Source organism: Rhizobium sp. YTUHZ044 (assembly GCF_051123975.1).
Lineage (GTDB): Bacteria > Pseudomonadota > Alphaproteobacteria > Rhizobiales > Rhizobiaceae > Rhizobium.
In genome coordinates, this window is sequence record NZ_CP101426.1 from 4,004,279 (window position 1) to 4,020,107 (window position 15,829).

General features: G+C 61.3%; 15 protein-coding genes and 1 pseudogene. 6 read left to right on the top strand and 10 right to left on the bottom strand.

The window, feature by feature from the left end; all coding sequences use genetic code 11:
• Positions 1-31: 31 nt before the first annotated feature.
• From NL154_RS19625 to NL154_RS19645, 5 genes and pseudogenes are all read left to right on the top strand, one after another.
• The gene (locus tag NL154_RS19625) at positions 32-838 is read left to right on the top strand and encodes an ABC transporter permease (RefSeq protein WP_221146057.1); all 807 of its coding nucleotides are present in this window, start codon (positions 32-34) and stop codon (positions 836-838) included.
• Entirely contained in the window at positions 835-1,647 is an 813-nt protein-coding gene (locus NL154_RS19630) for an ABC transporter ATP-binding protein (RefSeq protein ID WP_210632935.1), read from the top strand. The genes NL154_RS19625 and NL154_RS19630 overlap by 4 nt, the downstream gene beginning before the upstream one ends.
• Positions 1,648-1,716: 69 nt before the next feature.
• A complete protein-coding gene (locus NL154_RS19635; RefSeq protein ID WP_210632936.1) occupies positions 1,717-2,727 on the top strand; it encodes an ABC transporter substrate-binding protein in 1,011 nt (336 codons plus the stop codon).
• A gap of 87 nt (positions 2,728-2,814) precedes the next feature.
• A pseudogene (locus NL154_RS19640) lies at positions 2,815-4,034 on the top strand (acyltransferase family protein).
• 167 nt (positions 4,035-4,201) lie between these two features.
• A complete protein-coding gene (locus NL154_RS19645) occupies positions 4,202-4,939 on the top strand; it encodes a sugar transferase (protein ID WP_221146061.1) in 738 nt (245 codons plus the stop codon).
• Between the two features lie 289 nt (positions 4,940-5,228).
• Here the strand turns inward: NL154_RS19645 and NL154_RS19650 are convergent, their stop codons facing one another.
• The 8 genes from NL154_RS19650 to NL154_RS19685 form a co-directional block, all read right to left on the bottom strand.
• Positions 5,229-5,636 (bottom strand): F0F1 ATP synthase subunit epsilon, encoded by a 408-nt coding sequence (locus tag NL154_RS19650; RefSeq protein WP_210632939.1) that lies wholly within the window; start codon positions 5,634-5,636, stop codon positions 5,229-5,231.
• Positions 5,636-5,875, bottom strand: coding sequence for a hypothetical protein (locus NL154_RS19655; RefSeq protein ID WP_210632940.1), 240 nt, complete (start codon positions 5,873-5,875; stop codon positions 5,636-5,638). The genes NL154_RS19650 and NL154_RS19655 overlap by 1 nt, the downstream gene beginning before the upstream one ends.
• A complete protein-coding gene (atpD, locus tag NL154_RS19660; RefSeq protein WP_168296614.1) occupies positions 5,875-7,302 on the bottom strand; it encodes a F0F1 ATP synthase subunit beta in 1,428 nt (475 codons plus the stop codon). The genes NL154_RS19655 and atpD overlap by 1 nt, the downstream gene beginning before the upstream one ends.
• Before the next feature lie 22 nt (positions 7,303-7,324).
• The gene (locus tag NL154_RS19665; RefSeq protein ID WP_168296613.1) at positions 7,325-8,209 is read right to left on the bottom strand and encodes a F0F1 ATP synthase subunit gamma; all 885 of its coding nucleotides are present in this window, start codon (positions 8,207-8,209) and stop codon (positions 7,325-7,327) included.
• A gap of 26 nt (positions 8,210-8,235) precedes the next feature.
• The gene (gene atpA / locus NL154_RS19670; protein WP_210632941.1) at positions 8,236-9,765 is read right to left on the bottom strand and encodes a F0F1 ATP synthase subunit alpha; all 1,530 of its coding nucleotides are present in this window, start codon (positions 9,763-9,765) and stop codon (positions 8,236-8,238) included.
• Positions 9,765-10,331: a F0F1 ATP synthase subunit delta gene (locus NL154_RS19675; RefSeq protein ID WP_210633043.1), complete on the bottom strand. Its 567-nt coding sequence runs from the start codon at positions 10,329-10,331 to the stop codon at positions 9,765-9,767. The genes atpA and NL154_RS19675 overlap by 1 nt, the downstream gene beginning before the upstream one ends.
• Positions 10,332-10,585: 254 nt before the next feature.
• Positions 10,586-10,975, bottom strand: a complete 390-nt coding sequence (locus tag NL154_RS19680; protein WP_434733224.1) for a DUF4345 domain-containing protein — start codon at positions 10,973-10,975, stop codon at positions 10,586-10,588.
• A gap of 79 nt (positions 10,976-11,054) precedes the next feature.
• Positions 11,055-13,271, bottom strand: a complete 2,217-nt coding sequence (locus NL154_RS19685; protein WP_210632943.1) for a primosomal protein N' — start codon at positions 13,269-13,271, stop codon at positions 11,055-11,057.
• A gap of 185 nt (positions 13,272-13,456) precedes the next feature.
• On the opposite strand from NL154_RS19685, the gene NL154_RS19690 reads away from it, so the two are divergent.
• Positions 13,457-14,389: a dihydrodipicolinate synthase family protein gene (locus NL154_RS19690; RefSeq protein ID WP_430961681.1), complete on the top strand. Its 933-nt coding sequence runs from the start codon at positions 13,457-13,459 to the stop codon at positions 14,387-14,389.
• A 17-nt stretch (positions 14,390-14,406) separates the two neighbouring features.
• Here NL154_RS19690 and NL154_RS19695 read toward each other — a convergent pair whose 3' ends face one another.
• Positions 14,407-14,847 carry a GNAT family N-acetyltransferase gene (locus NL154_RS19695; RefSeq protein WP_221122946.1) on the bottom strand — a complete coding sequence of 147 codons (441 nt, stop codon included), beginning with the start codon at positions 14,845-14,847 and terminating at the stop codon, positions 14,407-14,409.
• 4 nt (positions 14,848-14,851) lie between these two features.
• Positions 14,852-15,802: a GNAT family N-acetyltransferase gene (locus NL154_RS19700; protein WP_430961683.1), complete on the bottom strand. Its 951-nt coding sequence runs from the start codon at positions 15,800-15,802 to the stop codon at positions 14,852-14,854.
• Between the last annotated feature and the right edge of the window lie 27 nt (positions 15,803-15,829).

Consider the following 15,829-nt stretch of genomic DNA (forward strand, 5'->3'; position numbering starts at 1 on the left):
CGGCCAGACGAAAGCCTGAAATCGAACGCCGATGACATCGCCACGACCATCGGATTCGCGCCTTGCGACGCTCTGTCTCGCCGTGTACCGGGCAATGCCCGCCTTGCTCGCAGGCTTTGCCTTTCTGGCGGCATGGGAACTCTATGTGGATCTTTCCGGCATCAAACCGTCCATTCTGCCGGCGCCTTCGCGTATTCTTATCCAGGGCTGGCTGAACCGAGAGGGGCTGATATCAAACACCTGGCCGACGCTCGGCGCGACACTCGGCGGCTTCGCCCTGTCGCTCGCCTTCGCCTTCGCCTCTTCGATCCTGATGGATTTCATGCCCTTCATGCGTCGGGCACTGCTGCCGATCTTCATCGCCAGCCAGACTCTGCCGCTGGTGGCGATCGCACCCCTCGTCGTTCTCTGGTTCGGTTTCGGCCTTTTGCCGAAGATATTGCTGGTGGCGCTCGTCACTTTCTTTCCGCTGCTCGTTGCCCTGCTTCAGGGTTATGAGGCGACCGATCGCGACATCGCCGAGCTCTTGAATTCGATGAAAGCGAGTCGCTGGCGCATTTTCCGCCTGGCGCGGCTTCCCTCGTCGCTGCCCTATTTCTTCGCCGGCCTTCGAATCTCGATCACCTATGCCGTCGTCGGCGCGATCTTTGCCGAATATGCCGGCGCTGCAAGCGGCCTCGGCATTTATATCCTCAACGCCAAGAACAATTTCCGTCCCGATCTCGTGCTCGCCGCCGTGATCGTCAGCGCTGTGTTGACGCTCTGCCTCTTCGCGCTGACGGTGGTTATCCAGCGTTTCGTCATGCCCTGGCAGCCATCCAAGGAACGGCGCCGATGACCGGTCAGATGCTTGAGCTGCGCAACATCTCGAAGTCCTTCGACGGCATGAAGGTCCTGGACGACATTTCGCTCGCGGTCGCAAACGGCGAGTTCGTCTCGATCGTCGGCCCATCCGGCTCGGGAAAATCGACCGTGCTGAGACTGCTGACTCAGGCGCTGCGGCCGGATTCCGGCAACATGCTTTTCAACGGTGCGGCGCTGGAACAGACGCCGCATTCCTTTGCCTTCATGCCGCAACGCGATGCGCTGATGCCCTGGCGCCGGATCATCGACAATGCCGTGCTCGGCCTGGAAGTGAGGGGCATGAATCGGCGGGCCGCCCGCGCCGCTGTCGCGCCCCTCTTCGAGCGGTTTGGCCTGGCCGGCTTCGAGCATCACTACCCCGCCTCTCTTTCCGGCGGCATGCGCCAGCGTGCTGCACTGCTGCGCACCGTCATCCAGAAGCAGGACATGCTGCTGCTCGACGAGCCCTTCGGCGCGCTCGATGCGCTGACTCGCATCCAGATCCAGGAGTGGCTGCAAGACATGTGGACCGAACATCGCTGGACGGCGCTGCTGATCACCCACGATGTTCGCGAGGCCGTTTTCCTCTCCGACCGGATCTACGTGCTGTCTGCCCGCCCGGCCCGCGTCATCCGCGAATTCCGCGTTTCCCTGCCCCGCCCGAGAAGCATCGCTGATCTCGGGTCGCCCGCGGCCCAGGCAATCGAGACTGAAATCCTGCAAACCCTGCTTCATCCGCAAGAACAGGATGATTTCAGGCCGGTCGGCCTGCAATCTGAATCCTGTTCCAATTTAAAGAGTTAGAGCACCATGTCGTCCGAAAACCGCTCACACTTTTCGGGATCCTGCTCTAATAGACCTGAGGAGGTCACCATGCTGCTTCTCACCCGTCGACAGACGATCCTCGCCGCTATCGCAACAAGCCTCGCCGGCCGCGCCGCCTTCGCTCAATCGGCGCCCGCAAAGGTTCGTATCGCGCTCGACTGGACGCCCAACACCAACCACATCGGCATCTATGTCGCCAAGGCGAAAGGCTTCTACACGGCCGCCGGCCTCGATGTTGAGATTCTGCCCTTTACCGACACCAGCGCCGGCACGCTGGTGTCGAACGGGGTCGCCGACTTCGGCATCAGCAGCGAGATCGAGGCTCTCACGCAGCGCGCTGGCGGCGGTGACGTGAAGATGGTCTACGGCGTCGTCCAGACGGAAACCGCACGCCTGATCTTCAAGGGCGGGCGCGACGACATCAAGAGTCCCAGAGATCTCGACGGCAAGACCTATGGCGGCTTCGGCGGCACCTGGGAAAGCGCGCTGGTCTCAGCGATGATCCGCAATGACGGCGGCAAGGGCGACGTCAAGACCGTCACCCTTGGCACCTCCGCCTATGAGGCGCTGGACAATGGCTCGATTGACTTCACGCTGGAGATCTACACCTGGGAAGGCATCGCCGCCGAGCTGGAGAAGCGGAAGATCAGCCGCTTCCACTATTCCGATTACGGCATTCCCGACGAGCAGACGACGGTCATCGTTTCCAGCGACGCCTATCTCTCGGCCAGTCGAGAACACGCCCGCGCCTTCATCCAGGCCACACGTCAAGGCTATGTCTACTCCATCGACCATCCCGACGAAGCCTGCGAACTGCTGATATCGGGAAGCAACGGCGCACTGATGAACACGGAACTGGTAAAGGCTTCCCAGAAGGCATTGATCGAAGGCCATTTCCTGAGATCCGAGGCCGGCGTGATCGGCACCCTTGACCCGGCAAAGGCCGATGCCATCGGCGGCTTCCTGCTTGAGAACGGCATCCTGGTTGATGCGAATGGCGTCGTGCTCAGGGAGAAGCCGGACTTTTCCACCTATTACACCAACGAACTCCTCGGCTGATCCCGACCCGCCCTTGCCGACGCGGCCTTCCGCGGCAATGCTTTGAGCTTGGGCGGTTTGAGCCGAATCGAGCGGGGCGGGAACGACATGCGAGCACAGGACAGACTGGTCGGAGCCGACTTTCTGCGCGCGATGGCGTGCTTGTTGGTGCTCGCGCATCATCTCGCGCTCCGGCTGGATATGCGCAGAATTCCGGATGAATTGGCGCCGACGGCCAACGTCCTCCGCTTCGGCAATTTCGGCGTCGCCATCTTCTTCGTGCTCAGCGGCTTTCTGCTTGCCCGCCCTTTCTGGCACGCTCTCGACGCCGGCGGCGCCATGCCGAGCCTCGGGCACTACGCCATCCGCAGGTTGGCGCGCATCACTCCGGGCTTCTGGTTCGCCGCCAGCGTCGGCTTTATCCTCAGCCTGACGCTGCTTGCCCTGCCGCTGACGCCGGAGCTCGTCATCCGCTATGTCTCGGGACTGCTGTTCATGAGCCAGTGGCATTGGCGCACGTTCTTTCCCGTCGAAGCCGATGGGCCGCTCTGGTCCATTCCCTTCGAGGTCACCAGCTATGTGCTCCTGCCGGCCGCCTTTTTCCTGCTGTTTCGCTTGCCCCTGCTGCGGCGACGTCCGTTCTTCGCCCGCGCCGTATGGCTCTGCGTCATTGCCGTCGTCCTTCTTGCCCATCTGGTAATCCTGAGGCTCTTTGCGCTCGACGATATTGGGCGCGGCTGGGCATATGGCCTGCAGGGCGGGGCGAAGGAATGGATGCCCAACTATAATCCGATCGGTTTCTTTGCCGTCTTCGCGCTCGGTGCCTTTGCCGCCGGCATCGAAGTGATGTTGTCCGCAAGGCGCTCTTCCTGGTTCGACGCCGCGGCACTCCTGGCCCTTTCGGTTGCCGCTTACCGCCTCCTCATATCACCTGGCGGCTCGGCCGAAGGTTACGGCTGGCTTGACATCCCCTATGGATTTCCAGTCTTTCCACTGGCGGTCGCAACAGCGCTCGTTTCGCTCAGCCGTGCCCAGGGCCTGGGCAGGCTGCTTGATAACGCTCCTGTCCGCTACGTCGCCAAGATCTCCTTCGGCATTTACATCTGGCAGGAGATCATCCTGACATTGATCCAGAGACTCGACCCCGGCTCGTTCGGGGCCTCCTCGGAGAACGTGGTCACCGGTTGGCTGCAATCCTGCACGCTGACGGCGGCGCTCGTTTTTCTGGTGGCAAGCCTCAGTTATTATCTGTTGGAACGACCGGTAATCGATTTCGGCAATCACCTCACATCGCGCCGCCTGATCGGGCTACTCCTTTAGAAGTATAATTTCGAACGCCACTCAACTAGAGGCATTAAGGTTAACGCGAAATACTCCCATTTTTGGCGTCTTTATGCTTACCGATTTCTTATTTATAACGATGACAAACCATACGTAAGCATGTATCTGTCTCCCCGCAGTTCAGTATCGCATCTAAACTTCTGGGCTTTGAGTAATGAATGCTTTTACTTCGAAGATAAGTTCACGCTTCGATTCGTCTCAGCGTCAGAACAAAATCCGGACTCTGGTTGTAGCGAACTCCAACATTCGCCAGCCGGACAGCTTTTCTGGTGTCGAAGGCAAGGCGGCTCTGCGATTGGCCGTAAAGCGGCTGATCGACATCGTCATCGCGGCCAGCGCTCTCCTCGTGCTGGCGCCGCTTTTCCTGGCAATCGCTATTTTCATCAAACTCGACGATGGCGGCCCCGTATTCTTCCGTCAGATCCGTTGGGGCCTGAACGGCCGAAAGATCACCGTCTTCAAGTTCCGCTCGATGCACACCGACGCTTGCGATCCCAGCGGCATCCAGCAGACCGTCAAGGGCGACAGGCGGGTGACCGGCATCGGCGCTCTGCTCCGCAGGACAAACATTGACGAGCTGCCGCAACTTCTGAACGTCCTCAGGGGCGACATGTCCCTGGTCGGTCCGCGCTGCCATGCCATCAACATGCGCGCAGCCGGCAGGCTTTACGAAGAATTGGTGCCGAACTACCACCATCGCCACGTCATGCGTCCCGGCATCACCGGCCTCGCGCAGACACGGGGCTGGCGCGGACCGACGGCACGGCCGCTGCAAGCCCGGGCCCGGATCGCCTGCGATATCTATTACGTCAGGAATTTCAGCCTGCTGCTCGACCTGAAAATCCTGTTCAAGACGCTGGTCATCGAGCTACGCGGCGGTACCGGCTTCTAATGAGAGTCTGCCCGGTTCCAAGCCTCGCGCGCACAATGTGCGGCCACGAAGATGCAGTCGTAAAACAAGGAAAGCACGATAGGCGTATCAAGGGCCGCAGCGCTTTTGCGCGCGCTTTGAAGTCGCGCGGCACTGCAAGTGTCGCCTCACCGTCATAAACCGGCAAAAGCGGCTTTGATCGCCTGCTCTCTCTTCACTTTCGTTGATGCGCTTCGATCGTCGCGCTCAAAGACGGCAGAAACAAGAAAAGCGGCCTCGCGGCCGCCTTTCATTGATGCTGTCGCTGTGATCAATCCTGCTGGACGATGCCGCTAAGATGCGTCAGTTCCAGGATGAAGTGCTCAAGCTTGGACTTGTGCTCATGATGCACGGCATCCTCGAGTTCCTTCTTGGCAGCTTCGATGCGGCGGGTCAGCTCATCCTTGTTGAGCTCTTCAACCGGAACGGCGGACTCGGCAAGCAATGTGCAGCCTGTCGGCAGGATATCGGCAAAACCACCGAACACCACATAGTCCTGCTTTCTGCCGGAGCCGGAGCGGACGCTCACGATACCCGGCTTGATCGTTGTCATGGTCGGCGCATGATGCGCCATAACCGTCATCTCGCCTTCGGTTGCGGGAATGACGACTTCGGTCACCATCTCCGACAGCAGCAGGCGCTCCGGCGAAACGAGCTCAAAGTTGAAATTGTCAGCCATCAGTGACTTACCTTCTCGGCTATGGCTTTTGCAGCTTGCAATTTGGTCCCGCAGAACGGGCAGTGCAGTATCGCCTGATCGAGATATCCGAGGCCTTCCTCGGTCTGAACCAGCCCGACAACCATCATCGTCACGCCGTTATCGGCGCGGTAGACGGTCGGCGCGGCCGGCTCTGGCAGCTCCGCCACGACTCGCTTGAGGGAGTCGCAGCAGAATATCTCGTCCTGAGCGTCGCTCATCAAGCGGCGGCGAGCTTCTTGGCCTTCTCGACGGCTTCATCGATCGAGCCGACCATATAGAAGGCGGCTTCCGGCAGATTGTCGTATTCGCCGTTAACGAGGCCCTTGAAGCCCTTGATCGTGTCTTCGAGAGCAACGAGCTTGCCCGGCGAGCCGGTGAAGACTTCGGCAACAAAGAACGGCTGCGACAGGAAGCGCTCGATCTTGCGGGCACGGGCGACGGCAACCTTGTCCTCTTCGGACAGTTCATCCATGCCCAGAATGGCGATGATGTCCTGCAGGGCCTTGTATCGCTGCAGCGTCGACTGGACCTTACGGGCGACTTCGTAATGCTCTTCGCCGACGACCAACGGGTCGAGCATGCGCGAGGTGGAGTCGAGCGGGTCGACGGCCGGGTAGATGCCCTTTTCAGCAATCGAACGCGACAGAACCGTCGTTGCGTCAAGGTGGGCGAACGAGGTCGCCGGCGCCGGGTCGGTCAAGTCGTCGGCCGGAACGTAGATGGCCTGGACCGAGGTGATCGAGCCCGTGGTCGTGGTGGTGATGCGTTCCTGCATCTGACCCATGTCGGTTGCGAGCGTCGGCTGATAACCCACGGCCGAAGGAATACGGCCGAGCAGAGCCGACACTTCGGAACCCGCCTGCGTGAAACGGAAGATGTTGTCGACGAAGAACAGAACGTCCTGGCCCTGGTCGCGGAAATGTTCTGCGACGGTCAGACCGGTCAGAGCGACGCGAGCACGCGCGCCCGGCGGTTCGTTCATCTGGCCGTAAACGAGCGCAGCCTTCGAGCCCTCGCCACCGCCATGCTTGTTGACGCCTGATTCGATCATTTCGTGGTAGAGGTCGTTGCCTTCGCGGGTACGCTCACCCACGCCTGCGAAGACCGAGTAACCACCGTGCGCCTTGGCGACGTTGTTGATCAGTTCCATGATGAGAACCGTCTTGCCGACGCCGGCGCCGCCGAACAGGCCGATCTTGCCGCCCTTTGCGTAAGGGGCGAGAAGGTCGACGACCTTGATGCCGGTAACGAGGATCTGCGCTTCCGTCGACTGCTCGACGTAAGCCGGCGCGTCCTGGTGGATGGCGCGCTTGTGGGCGGTGTTGAGCGGGCCTGCTTCGTCGACCGGTTCGCCGATGACGTTCATAATGCGGCCAAGCGTCTCATCGCCGACAGGAACCGAGATCGGGGCACCGGTATCGACGACCTGCTGGCCGCGGACGAGACCCTCGCTCGAGTCCATGGCGATGGTACGGACTTCGTTTTCGCCCAGATGCTGAGCGACTTCGAGAACAAGGCGGTTGCCGTTGTTATCGGTTTCGAGCGCGTTCAGGATCGCCGGCAGTTCGCCTTCGAAAGCGACGTCGACGACGGCGCCGATAACCTGGGTGACTTTGCCGACAGAACGGGTAGCTGCCTCAGCCATTTTCTTACCCTCTTTTCCTAACTCAGAGCGCTTCCGCGCCCGAAATGATTTCAATCAGTTCCTTGGTGATCTGCGCCTGACGCTGGCGGTTGTAGCTCAGCGTCAGCTTGTTGATCATCTCACCAGCATTGCGCGTCGCATTGTCCATGGCGCTCATCTTGGCGCCCATTTCGCCCGCGACATTCTCGAGGAGAGCGCGGAAGATCTGGACCGAGATGTTGCGCGGGATCAGATCGTCGAGGATCGACGCCGGATCCGGCTCGTATTCGTAGACGGCGCCAGCATGCTCCTCATCCTCGACGACGGCTTCCGGGGCCTTGGCGGGGATGAGCTGCTGCGCGGTCGGAACCTGGCTTATCACCGACTTGAACTCGGAATAGAACAGCGTGCAGACGTCGAATTCGCCGGCCTCGAACATCTCGATGATGCGCTTGCCGATCTGGTCGGCATTCTCGAAACCGATCTTCTTGACCTCGCGCAATTCCTTGCGCTCGACAATCAGTGACGCGAATTCGCGGCGCAGAATGTCATAACCCTTCTTGCCGATCGTGAAGATCTTCACCGTCTTGCCTTCGGCGACCAATTTGCGGACATGGTCGCGGGCGAAGCGGGCAATCTGCGAGTTGAAACCGCCGCACAGGCCGCGTTCGGCCGTGCAGACCACGAGCAGGTGCACCTGGTCCTCGCCGGTGCCGGTCATCAAGACCGGCGCCCCGTCCGCATCGGTAACGGCCTTGGCGATATTCGCAAGGACCGCGTTCATACGCTGCGAGTAAGGCCGGGCGGCCTCGGCCGCCTCCTGCGCACGCCGAAGCTTCGCCGCGGCGACCATCTTCATCGCCTTGGTGATCTTCTGCGTCGCCTTGACGGAGGCGATCCGATTTTTCAGATCCTTAAGTGAAGGCATCCGTTATCCGTCCTAACCTGGCCCGATTACTGGAAAGACTTGGCGAAGCTGTCGAGAGCAGCGGTGAGCTTGCCCCTGGTGTCGTCGCTGATAGCCTTTTCCGTGCGGATTGCGTCGAGGATGGCGGAGCCTTCCGAACGCAGATAGGACAACAGGCCCTGTTCGAACTTGCCGACCGATGCGACCGGCAGCTTGTCGAGGTAACCATTGACGCCTGCGAAGATCACAGCGACCTGCTCTTCCGTCTTCAGCGGCGAGAACTGCGGCTGCTTCAGGAGCTCGGTCAGGCGAGCGCCACGGTTCAGCAGGCGCTGCGTCGCAGCGTCAAGATCCGAACCGAACTGGGCGAAGGCGGCCATTTCGCGGTACTGGGCGAGCTCGCCCTTGATCGAGCCTGCGACCTGCTTCATCGCCTTGATCTGAGCCGAAGAACCGACGCGGGAAACCGACAGGCCGACGTTCACGGCAGGACGGATACCCTGGTAGAACAGGTCGGTTTCAAGGAAGATCTGGCCGTCGGTGATCGAGATCACGTTGGTCGGAATGAAGGCCGAAACGTCGTTGCCCTGCGTTTCGATGACCGGAAGAGCGGTCAGCGAACCGGCACCCATGTCGTCGTTCATCTTCGCAGCGCGCTCGAGCAGGCGAGAGTGCAGATAGAAAACATCGCCCGGATAGGCTTCGCGGCCCGGCGGGCGACGCAGCAACAGCGACATCTGGCGGTAGGACACGGCCTGCTTCGACAGGTCGTCGTAACCAATCAGCGCATGCATGCCGTTGTCGCGGAAATATTCGCCCATGGCGCAGCCGGCAAACGGGGCCAGGTACTGCATCGGCGCCGGGTCGGAAGCGGTGGCGGCGACGATGATCGAGTATTTCAGCGCGCCGCGCTCTTCGAGCACCTTGACGAACTGGGCGACGGTCGAACGCTTCTGGCCGATAGCGACGTAAACGCAGTAAAGCTTTTCGCCCTCCGGACCATTGTCGTGAATGGCCTTCTGGTTGAGGAAGGCATCGAGAAGGATGGCGGTCTTGCCGGTCTGGCGGTCGCCGATGACGAGTTCGCGCTGGCCGCGGCCGACCGGAATCAGCGCATCGATGGCCTTGAGGCCGGTCGACATCGGCTCATGGACCGACTTGCGCGGGATGATGCCGGGAGCCTTGATGTCGACGCGCGAACGGCGCGTCGCATTGATCGGGCCTTTACCGTCGATCGGGTTGCCGAGCGCGTCGACGACACGGCCGAGCAGTTCGGGACCAACGGGAACGTCGACGATGGCACCGGTCCGCTTGACAGTGTCGCCTTCCTTGATGTCGCGGTCGTTACCGAAAATAACGACGCCGACATTGTCGGATTCAAGGTTCAGGGCCATGCCGCGGATGCCGCCGGGGAACTCGACCATTTCACCAGCCTGGACATTGTCCAGCCCGTAAACGCGAGCGATACCGTCACCGACGGAGAGAACCTGGCCGACTTCCGAGACTTCCGCCTCTTTGCCGAAATTTTTGATCTGGTCTTTGAGAATTGCGGAAATTTCCGCGGCGCGGATATCCATCAGCCAACCTCTTTCAATGCGAGCTTAAGGGTAGAGAGTTTGGTACGAAGAGACGTATCAATCTGACGGGACCCGACCTTCACGATCAGACCACCAAGAATTGACGGATCAACCGTGACGGCCATCGTCACGTCTTTGCCGGTGACGCTCTTGAGTGCCGCCTTCAATTCGGTTTCCTGCGCTTGGGAGAGCGCATGCGCCGAGGTGACCTCGGCGGAGATTTCACCGCGATTATTCGCCGCGATGAGGCGGAAGGCCCTGATCATCCCCGGCAGGGCAAACAGGCGGCGGTTGCGCGCCACGACCTTCAGAAAATTGGCGAAGAAGCCGCTGATGCCGGCTCTCTCGCTGATGGCGACAATCGCCTTCAGCTGATCTTCAGCGGAGAAAACCGGGCTTGCGACGAAGCGCTTCAGTTCAGCGCTCTCATCCAGCATCGCCTGGAAACGGTCAAGATCGGCGGCTACGCTGTCGACGGCGCCGTGTTCGAGCGCCAGCTCGAAAAGCGACGAGGCATAGCGCTCGGCAACACCAGAAGTAAGCTGGGACGTGTCTGCCACTGGCACAAATTTCCCTGATTTCAATCCAAAATCCGGCTCTCGGCGGGCGCCGAACCTATGATCTTGAATTCGTTTTGATTTCCCCCAGAAATCACAAGAGAAGCCTCTTGCTTCTTCCGAAATTCGGGGTCCGTCTAACATAGGATGTTCGGACTCGCAACACGCGTAATGCCCGAATACGCCTTTCGCATGAATTTCTGTTCGCAAAATTGCGCAATGGCCTGAAAGCGGGCCGCGCAAGCCGCCGCCGGCGGCGAAAATCATGTTTGGAAGAAGCCGAAAACATACAGCAGCGGCAGTGCCGCGATAACTGTTTGCACAACCAGAAGTAAATAGTTGAGATAAGTACTCCCCTTATCTGACAGGATGGAGACGATGCGGGCGAACGCGGCCATGGCGAACGCTGCGCCGAATGCCGTATAAATCAGCGGCTGCGCCAGCACGACGGAACCGAGACCAAAACCGAGATAGAAGCCGCCTGTCGATCGGACCTCGCTGAAACCTTCACGCCGCTCGCCGCGCGGCGCCAGGCCGAAGATCCTCATCGCAAGACCGGGCGCAAACATGATGATGAAGCCGGCGATGGCCGTGAAGGCGGCTGCGCCGAAGGCAAGCTGCTCGCCAAATTCCGTGGGAAACTCAAATTCCATGCCTCGACCCCAAATCATCCGCTGATTCTGCGTTTATGCCATGATCGGCCGCATCCGGAAACGCAGTGTGCGGAACGATCTACAGAAAGCTCTGGGGATCGATGTCGAGCTGCACCTGCACTGATCCGCGCTCCTTCGGCGACTGCGACAGCATCGCCCGCAAAAACGCCTGGATGTCGGAGTTGCGCCGTCCGTGGACCAAAAGGCGGAAGCGGTGGCGGCCGCGCACCAAGGCGAGGGGCGCTTCCGCCGGGCCGAGCACTGAGATGCCGGAGACCTGGGGCGCTGCGTTGCGCATGCCGCGCGCATGGTTCTCGGCGTCGTGGCGCGTTTCTGCCGATACGATGATCGAAGCCAGCCGGCCGAAAGGCGGTAGTGCGGCGCGTTCGCGCTCGGTGATCTCGCGCTCGTAAAAGGCATCGGAATCGCCTGATACAATCGCCTGCATCACGGGATGCTGCGGCTGGTAGGTCTGCAGCAACCCGTGGCTTTTGAGACCGGTGCGTCCGGCGCGGCCCGTCACCTGCGACAGAAGTTGAAACGTGCGCTCGGCCGCGCGCGGGTCGCCATTGGCAAGGCCGAGATCGGCATCGACGATGCCGACCAGCGTCATCAGCGGAAAATTATGCCCCTTGGCGACGAGCTGTGTGCCGATGACGATATCGGCCTCGCCCTTGGCGATTGCATCAAGCTCCAGCCGCAGCCGCTTCACACCGCCCATGATATCCGAGGACAGAACGATTGTCCGCGCCTCTGGGAAATGTCGCTCCACCTCTTCGGCGATGCGTTCGACGCCAGGCCCGCAGGCGACGAGATGGTCGAGCGTGCCGCACTCCGGACAGGCCTCCGGGGTGCGCTCGGCATGGCCGCATTGATGGCACTGCAGCTGCTTGCGGAAGCGATGCTCGACCAGCCAGCTCGAACATTGCGGGCATTGGAAGCGGTGACCGCAGACCCGGCAGAGCGTCAGCGGTGCATAACCGCGCCGATTGAGAAAAAGCAGCGCCTGTTCGCGCCTCTCCACGGTCTTGCCGATCGCCCGGATCAGCACCGGCGACAGGAAGCCACCGCGCTCCGGCGCGTGCCTGCGCATATCGATGAGATGCAGATCGGGCAGCGCCGCGTCGCCGAAACGCGTGGGCAGGTGGACGGTGCTGTAGCGGCCGTTCTGCCCGTTGACCTGGCTTTCGACCGACGGCGTCGCCGACACCAGGATGACGGGAAAATCACCGATGCGGCCGCGCACCACGGCCATGTCGCGGGCATTATAGAAGACCCGATCTTCCTGCTTGTAGGCAGGATCATGCTCCTCGTCGACGATGATGAGACCAAGGTCTTCGAAAGGCAGGAAGAGCGCCGATCGGGCGCCGGCCACGACCCGCACTTCCCCGGTCACCGCCTGGCGCCAGACCTTTTCGCGCATGCGCGGGGCGAGGTCGGAATGCCATTCGGCCGGCTTTGCCCCGAAGCGATCCTGAAAACGCTCGAGGAAACTCGCCGTCAGCGCGATCTCCGGCAGCAAGATCAGCACTTGCCTGCCGCGCTTCAGCGTCTCGGCGATCGCCTCGAAATAGACTTCGGTCTTGCCGGAGCCGGTCACCCCGTCGATCAGCGACACCGAAAATTCGCCCCTGCGGACGTCGGAGACGATCTCCGCCGCCGCCTCTTTCTGCGGCCCTTCGAGGCGTGCGGCGGCAAAGCCGGGATCCGGCATCGCCACAACGGGCGGCGGCGGCAGGAACACCGTCTCGAAAATGCCGAGCGTGATCAGCCCATCGACGACGCTCGTCGAAACGCCGGCCGCATGCGCCAGACCGCTGCGCGTCCATGACAGGCCGTCGAAAGCGGCCGCAAGCACGCGAGCACGCGCCGGTGTCATCCGCTCAGGTTCGCCGCCGACGAATTTCAGCCCCTCCACCATCGGCTCAGGCTCGAAGGCATTCGGCGCCCTGAGCGCCATGCGTGCCACGAGGCCGGGCGGGGAGAGCGTGTAGCTCGCCACCCAATCGATGAAATCCCGCATCTCCTTGGAAAGCGGCGGGCAATCGAAGACATGGCTGATCGGCCGCAGCTTCTTCGGATCGACGCCATCTTCGCCGCCGTCCCAGACGACGCCGATCACCTGCCGCGGCCCGAGCGGTACCTGCACGACCGAGCCGGGCTCGACCGCCATGCCCTCCGGCACCGAGTAGGAATAGGGTTTCGGCGCCGGCATCGGCACCAGCACCGGAACCGTTCGGTTCACGGGCGGTGCTTCGAAAAGCGTGCCAAAGAGATCGGACGAATCTATGCTCATCGCGCGAGACCATGCCCGCAAATCGATGGAATTGGAACCGCAAAGAAGAGATGGCTCGACTGGCGACAATGTGGATAACGAAGGCTCGCCAAGATGAACCGCGCCTTGACGAAAAGGTTGCCGGGCAAGCAATTGGCCGCCTAGTTTGCCGGAAGATTGTTCGACAGCTGAATCGGAGAGCATGAATGGCCAGACTGAGCGAGAATGCCAAAGGCGTCTACGTTATCGCTGTAACTCCCTTTGCCGACGACGGCACGCTTGATCTCCAAAGCATCGACAGCATGGTCGAGTTTTATGAAGGCGCCGGCGTCACCGGCCTGACGGTGCTCGGCCAGCTCGGCGAGGCTCCGAAGATGACCGCCGAGGAATCGCGGATCGTGGTCGAGCGTGTACTGAAGCGCCTTGACGGACGCCTGCCGGTGGTCGTCGGCGTGTCGGCGCCCGGGCTTGCCCCGATGAGCGAGCTCGCCAAGGTCGTCATGGGCGAAGGTGCCGCCGGCGTCATGGTTGCGCCGCCCTGGACCATCAGGACCGACGATCAGGTCTTCGCCTTCTACCAGTCGGTTGGTGAAACCCTGGGTGATACGCCTTTCGCGCTGCAGGACTATCCGCTTACCACCAATGTGACGATCGCACCCGCGGTCATCGAGCGCATCGTCAGAGAGGTGCCGAATTGCGTCATGCTTAAACACGAGGATTGGCCGGGCCTGTCGAAAATCACCGCGCTTCGCGCAGCCAGCGACAAGGGCGGCATGCGGCGCATCTCCATCCTCTGCGGCAATGGCGGGCTTTTCCTGCCGGAGGAGATGGGCCGCGGCGCCGACGGCGCCATGACCGGCTTCTGTTATCCCGAGATGATGGTCGGCGTCGTCGAAGCCTATAGCGCCGGCAATCCCGAGCGCGCCCACGAAATCTTCGATGCCTATCTGCCGCTCGCTCGCTATGAACAGCAGCAGGGCGTCGGTCTTGCCTGCCGCAAATACGTGCTTGCCAAGCGCGGCGTGATCAAATCCGCCGCCTTGCGCAAGCCGGGGCCCAGGCTTTCGGCGCTCGACATTGCCGATGTCGAGCGGCTCTTGGCCCGCCAGGCCGTCCGCCTCCAGGAGATCGGCGCATAATGGTGTGCGGTCTCGCCTCAACCGCGCAGGTCTAGGACAAGGGTATAGCCATCCTGGTCAAGGGGACGAAACTCGAGCGACTCCCAAAACCTCATCGCACCATCATTTCCCGCATGGACAGTGACACAGCGGCAGAAGCGCCGCGCGTGATCCAGAAGCGCCAGAGCAAGCATCCGCCCGACGCCGCGACCGCGCATTGCGGGGCGAACGTAGAAACGCCGCATCCGCAGCGCTTCCGGCCGGGCGGGTTCGATGGTCACGCCTCCGACAGCAACGAGTGTTTCGCCCTCAAAGGCGCCGAGCAGCCTTTCGCCGTCACGCGTGAAGCGGATGTCGCCAGCTGCCCAGTCATCGATAAGCCGGCCGATATGGAGATGGCCTTCCTGTTGGGCTTGGTGCGCAAGCCCCGCCATTGCCTCCGGCAACCCATCATGGAAGATGCGAATATCGATCGTCACGATTCTAGACGGCCAGAACCGACATCTCGCACGGCATCGCCGCAGCCGGCCCGCCGACCGGCACGAAGGTCGCGTCCCCATCGCGGGCCATGTCGTGGACCGTATGTTTCTCCAGCGCCTTCGTCACCTCGTTGACATCGCCGTCGAGATGTTCGGCGGGAATGAGATTGCCGATCACGAAATCGAAACGGTCGCCGCGTTTGTTCAAGAGTTCGTGGAAAACCGTCATGTCGCGAAGCTCCGTCGACCACTTTGCCAGCCAGTAGAACAGGCCGGAATTGCGCGCCGTCATGTGGACGGGGAGAATCGGCAGATTGTATTTGCGCGCCAGCCCGACCGCCGACGTCTTCCAGGGGCGTTCATTGAGCCGGCCATTGGCCCAATAGGCGATGCGGCCCGATGGAAAGAGCACCGTCGCCTTGCCTTCCCGTACTGCGTGGTTCGTCAATTGTAGCGTCTCGCGCGCCTTGAGCTTGCTCTTGTGCTCCTCCCGCCATTCGACGGGGATGACCATCTCGGCAAAACGCGGGTTGACGCGGATCGCATCGCGATTGGCAAAGAACATCATATCGGGCCGGCGCGTTTTCAGGAGGTCGAAAACGGCTACGCCGTCGGCAATGCCTGTGGGGTGATTGCTGACGAGGATGAAGCCGCCGCTATCAGGAATGCGTTCGCCATTGGCGACGCCGATGTCGAGCTTCAGCACGTCGCTCAGATATTCGAACGACTGGAACCCCGGCATCTTGGCCACCGCGTTGGCGAATTCGATCGCCTTGTTGTAGCGCAGAAGCGTGTAGAGGAACGGCCGCATGACCGGCCAGAGCGGATGTTTCACGATCCTCTGGCCGCGTTCGGCAATCAGCGTGTCGACGATGTGACCGGGCTTTCCCTGTGAAACGAGAGCGATCGCTTCCGCGAGTTGTCCGAAAGCCGTCATGGAATCGCGCCGTGCCATGAAAGATCCTGTCTATGGGCTATAAGC

Bases quoted from the DNA above. Each gene is read 5' to 3' on its own strand.
- NL154_RS19635 (WP_210632936.1), top strand. From the start codon at position 1,717: ATGCTGCTTCTCACCCGTCGACAGACGATCCTCGCCGCTATCGCAACA.
- NL154_RS19655 (WP_210632940.1), bottom strand. From the start codon at position 5,875: ATGAGCGACGCTCAGGACGAGATATTCTGCTGCGACTCCCTCAAGCGA.
- NL154_RS19665 (WP_168296613.1), bottom strand. From the start codon at position 8,209: ATGCCTTCACTTAAGGATCTGAAAAATCGGATCGCCTCCGTCAAGGCG.
- NL154_RS19700 (WP_430961683.1), bottom strand. From the start codon at position 15,802: ATGGCACGGCGCGATTCCATGACGGCTTTCGGACAACTCGCGGAAGCG.
- atpD (WP_168296614.1), bottom strand. From the start codon at position 7,302: ATGGCTGAGGCAGCTACCCGTTCTGTCGGCAAAGTCACCCAGGTTATC.
- NL154_RS19650 (WP_210632939.1), bottom strand. From the start codon at position 5,636: ATGGCTGACAATTTCAACTTTGAGCTCGTTTCGCCGGAGCGCCTGCTG.
- atpA (WP_210632941.1), bottom strand. From the start codon at position 9,765: ATGGATATCCGCGCCGCGGAAATTTCCGCAATTCTCAAAGACCAGATC.
- NL154_RS19685 (WP_210632943.1), bottom strand. From the start codon at position 13,271: ATGAGCATAGATTCGTCCGATCTCTTTGGCACGCTTTTCGAAGCACCG.
- NL154_RS19690 (WP_430961681.1), top strand. From the start codon at position 13,457: ATGGCCAGACTGAGCGAGAATGCCAAAGGCGTCTACGTTATCGCTGTA.
- NL154_RS19630 (WP_210632935.1), top strand. From the start codon at position 835: ATGACCGGTCAGATGCTTGAGCTGCGCAACATCTCGAAGTCCTTCGAC.
- NL154_RS19680 (WP_434733224.1), bottom strand. From the start codon at position 10,975: ATGGAATTTGAGTTTCCCACGGAATTTGGCGAGCAGCTTGCCTTCGGC.
- NL154_RS19645 (WP_221146061.1), top strand. From the start codon at position 4,202: ATGAATGCTTTTACTTCGAAGATAAGTTCACGCTTCGATTCGTCTCAG.
- NL154_RS19625 (WP_221146057.1), top strand. From the start codon at position 32: ATGACATCGCCACGACCATCGGATTCGCGCCTTGCGACGCTCTGTCTC.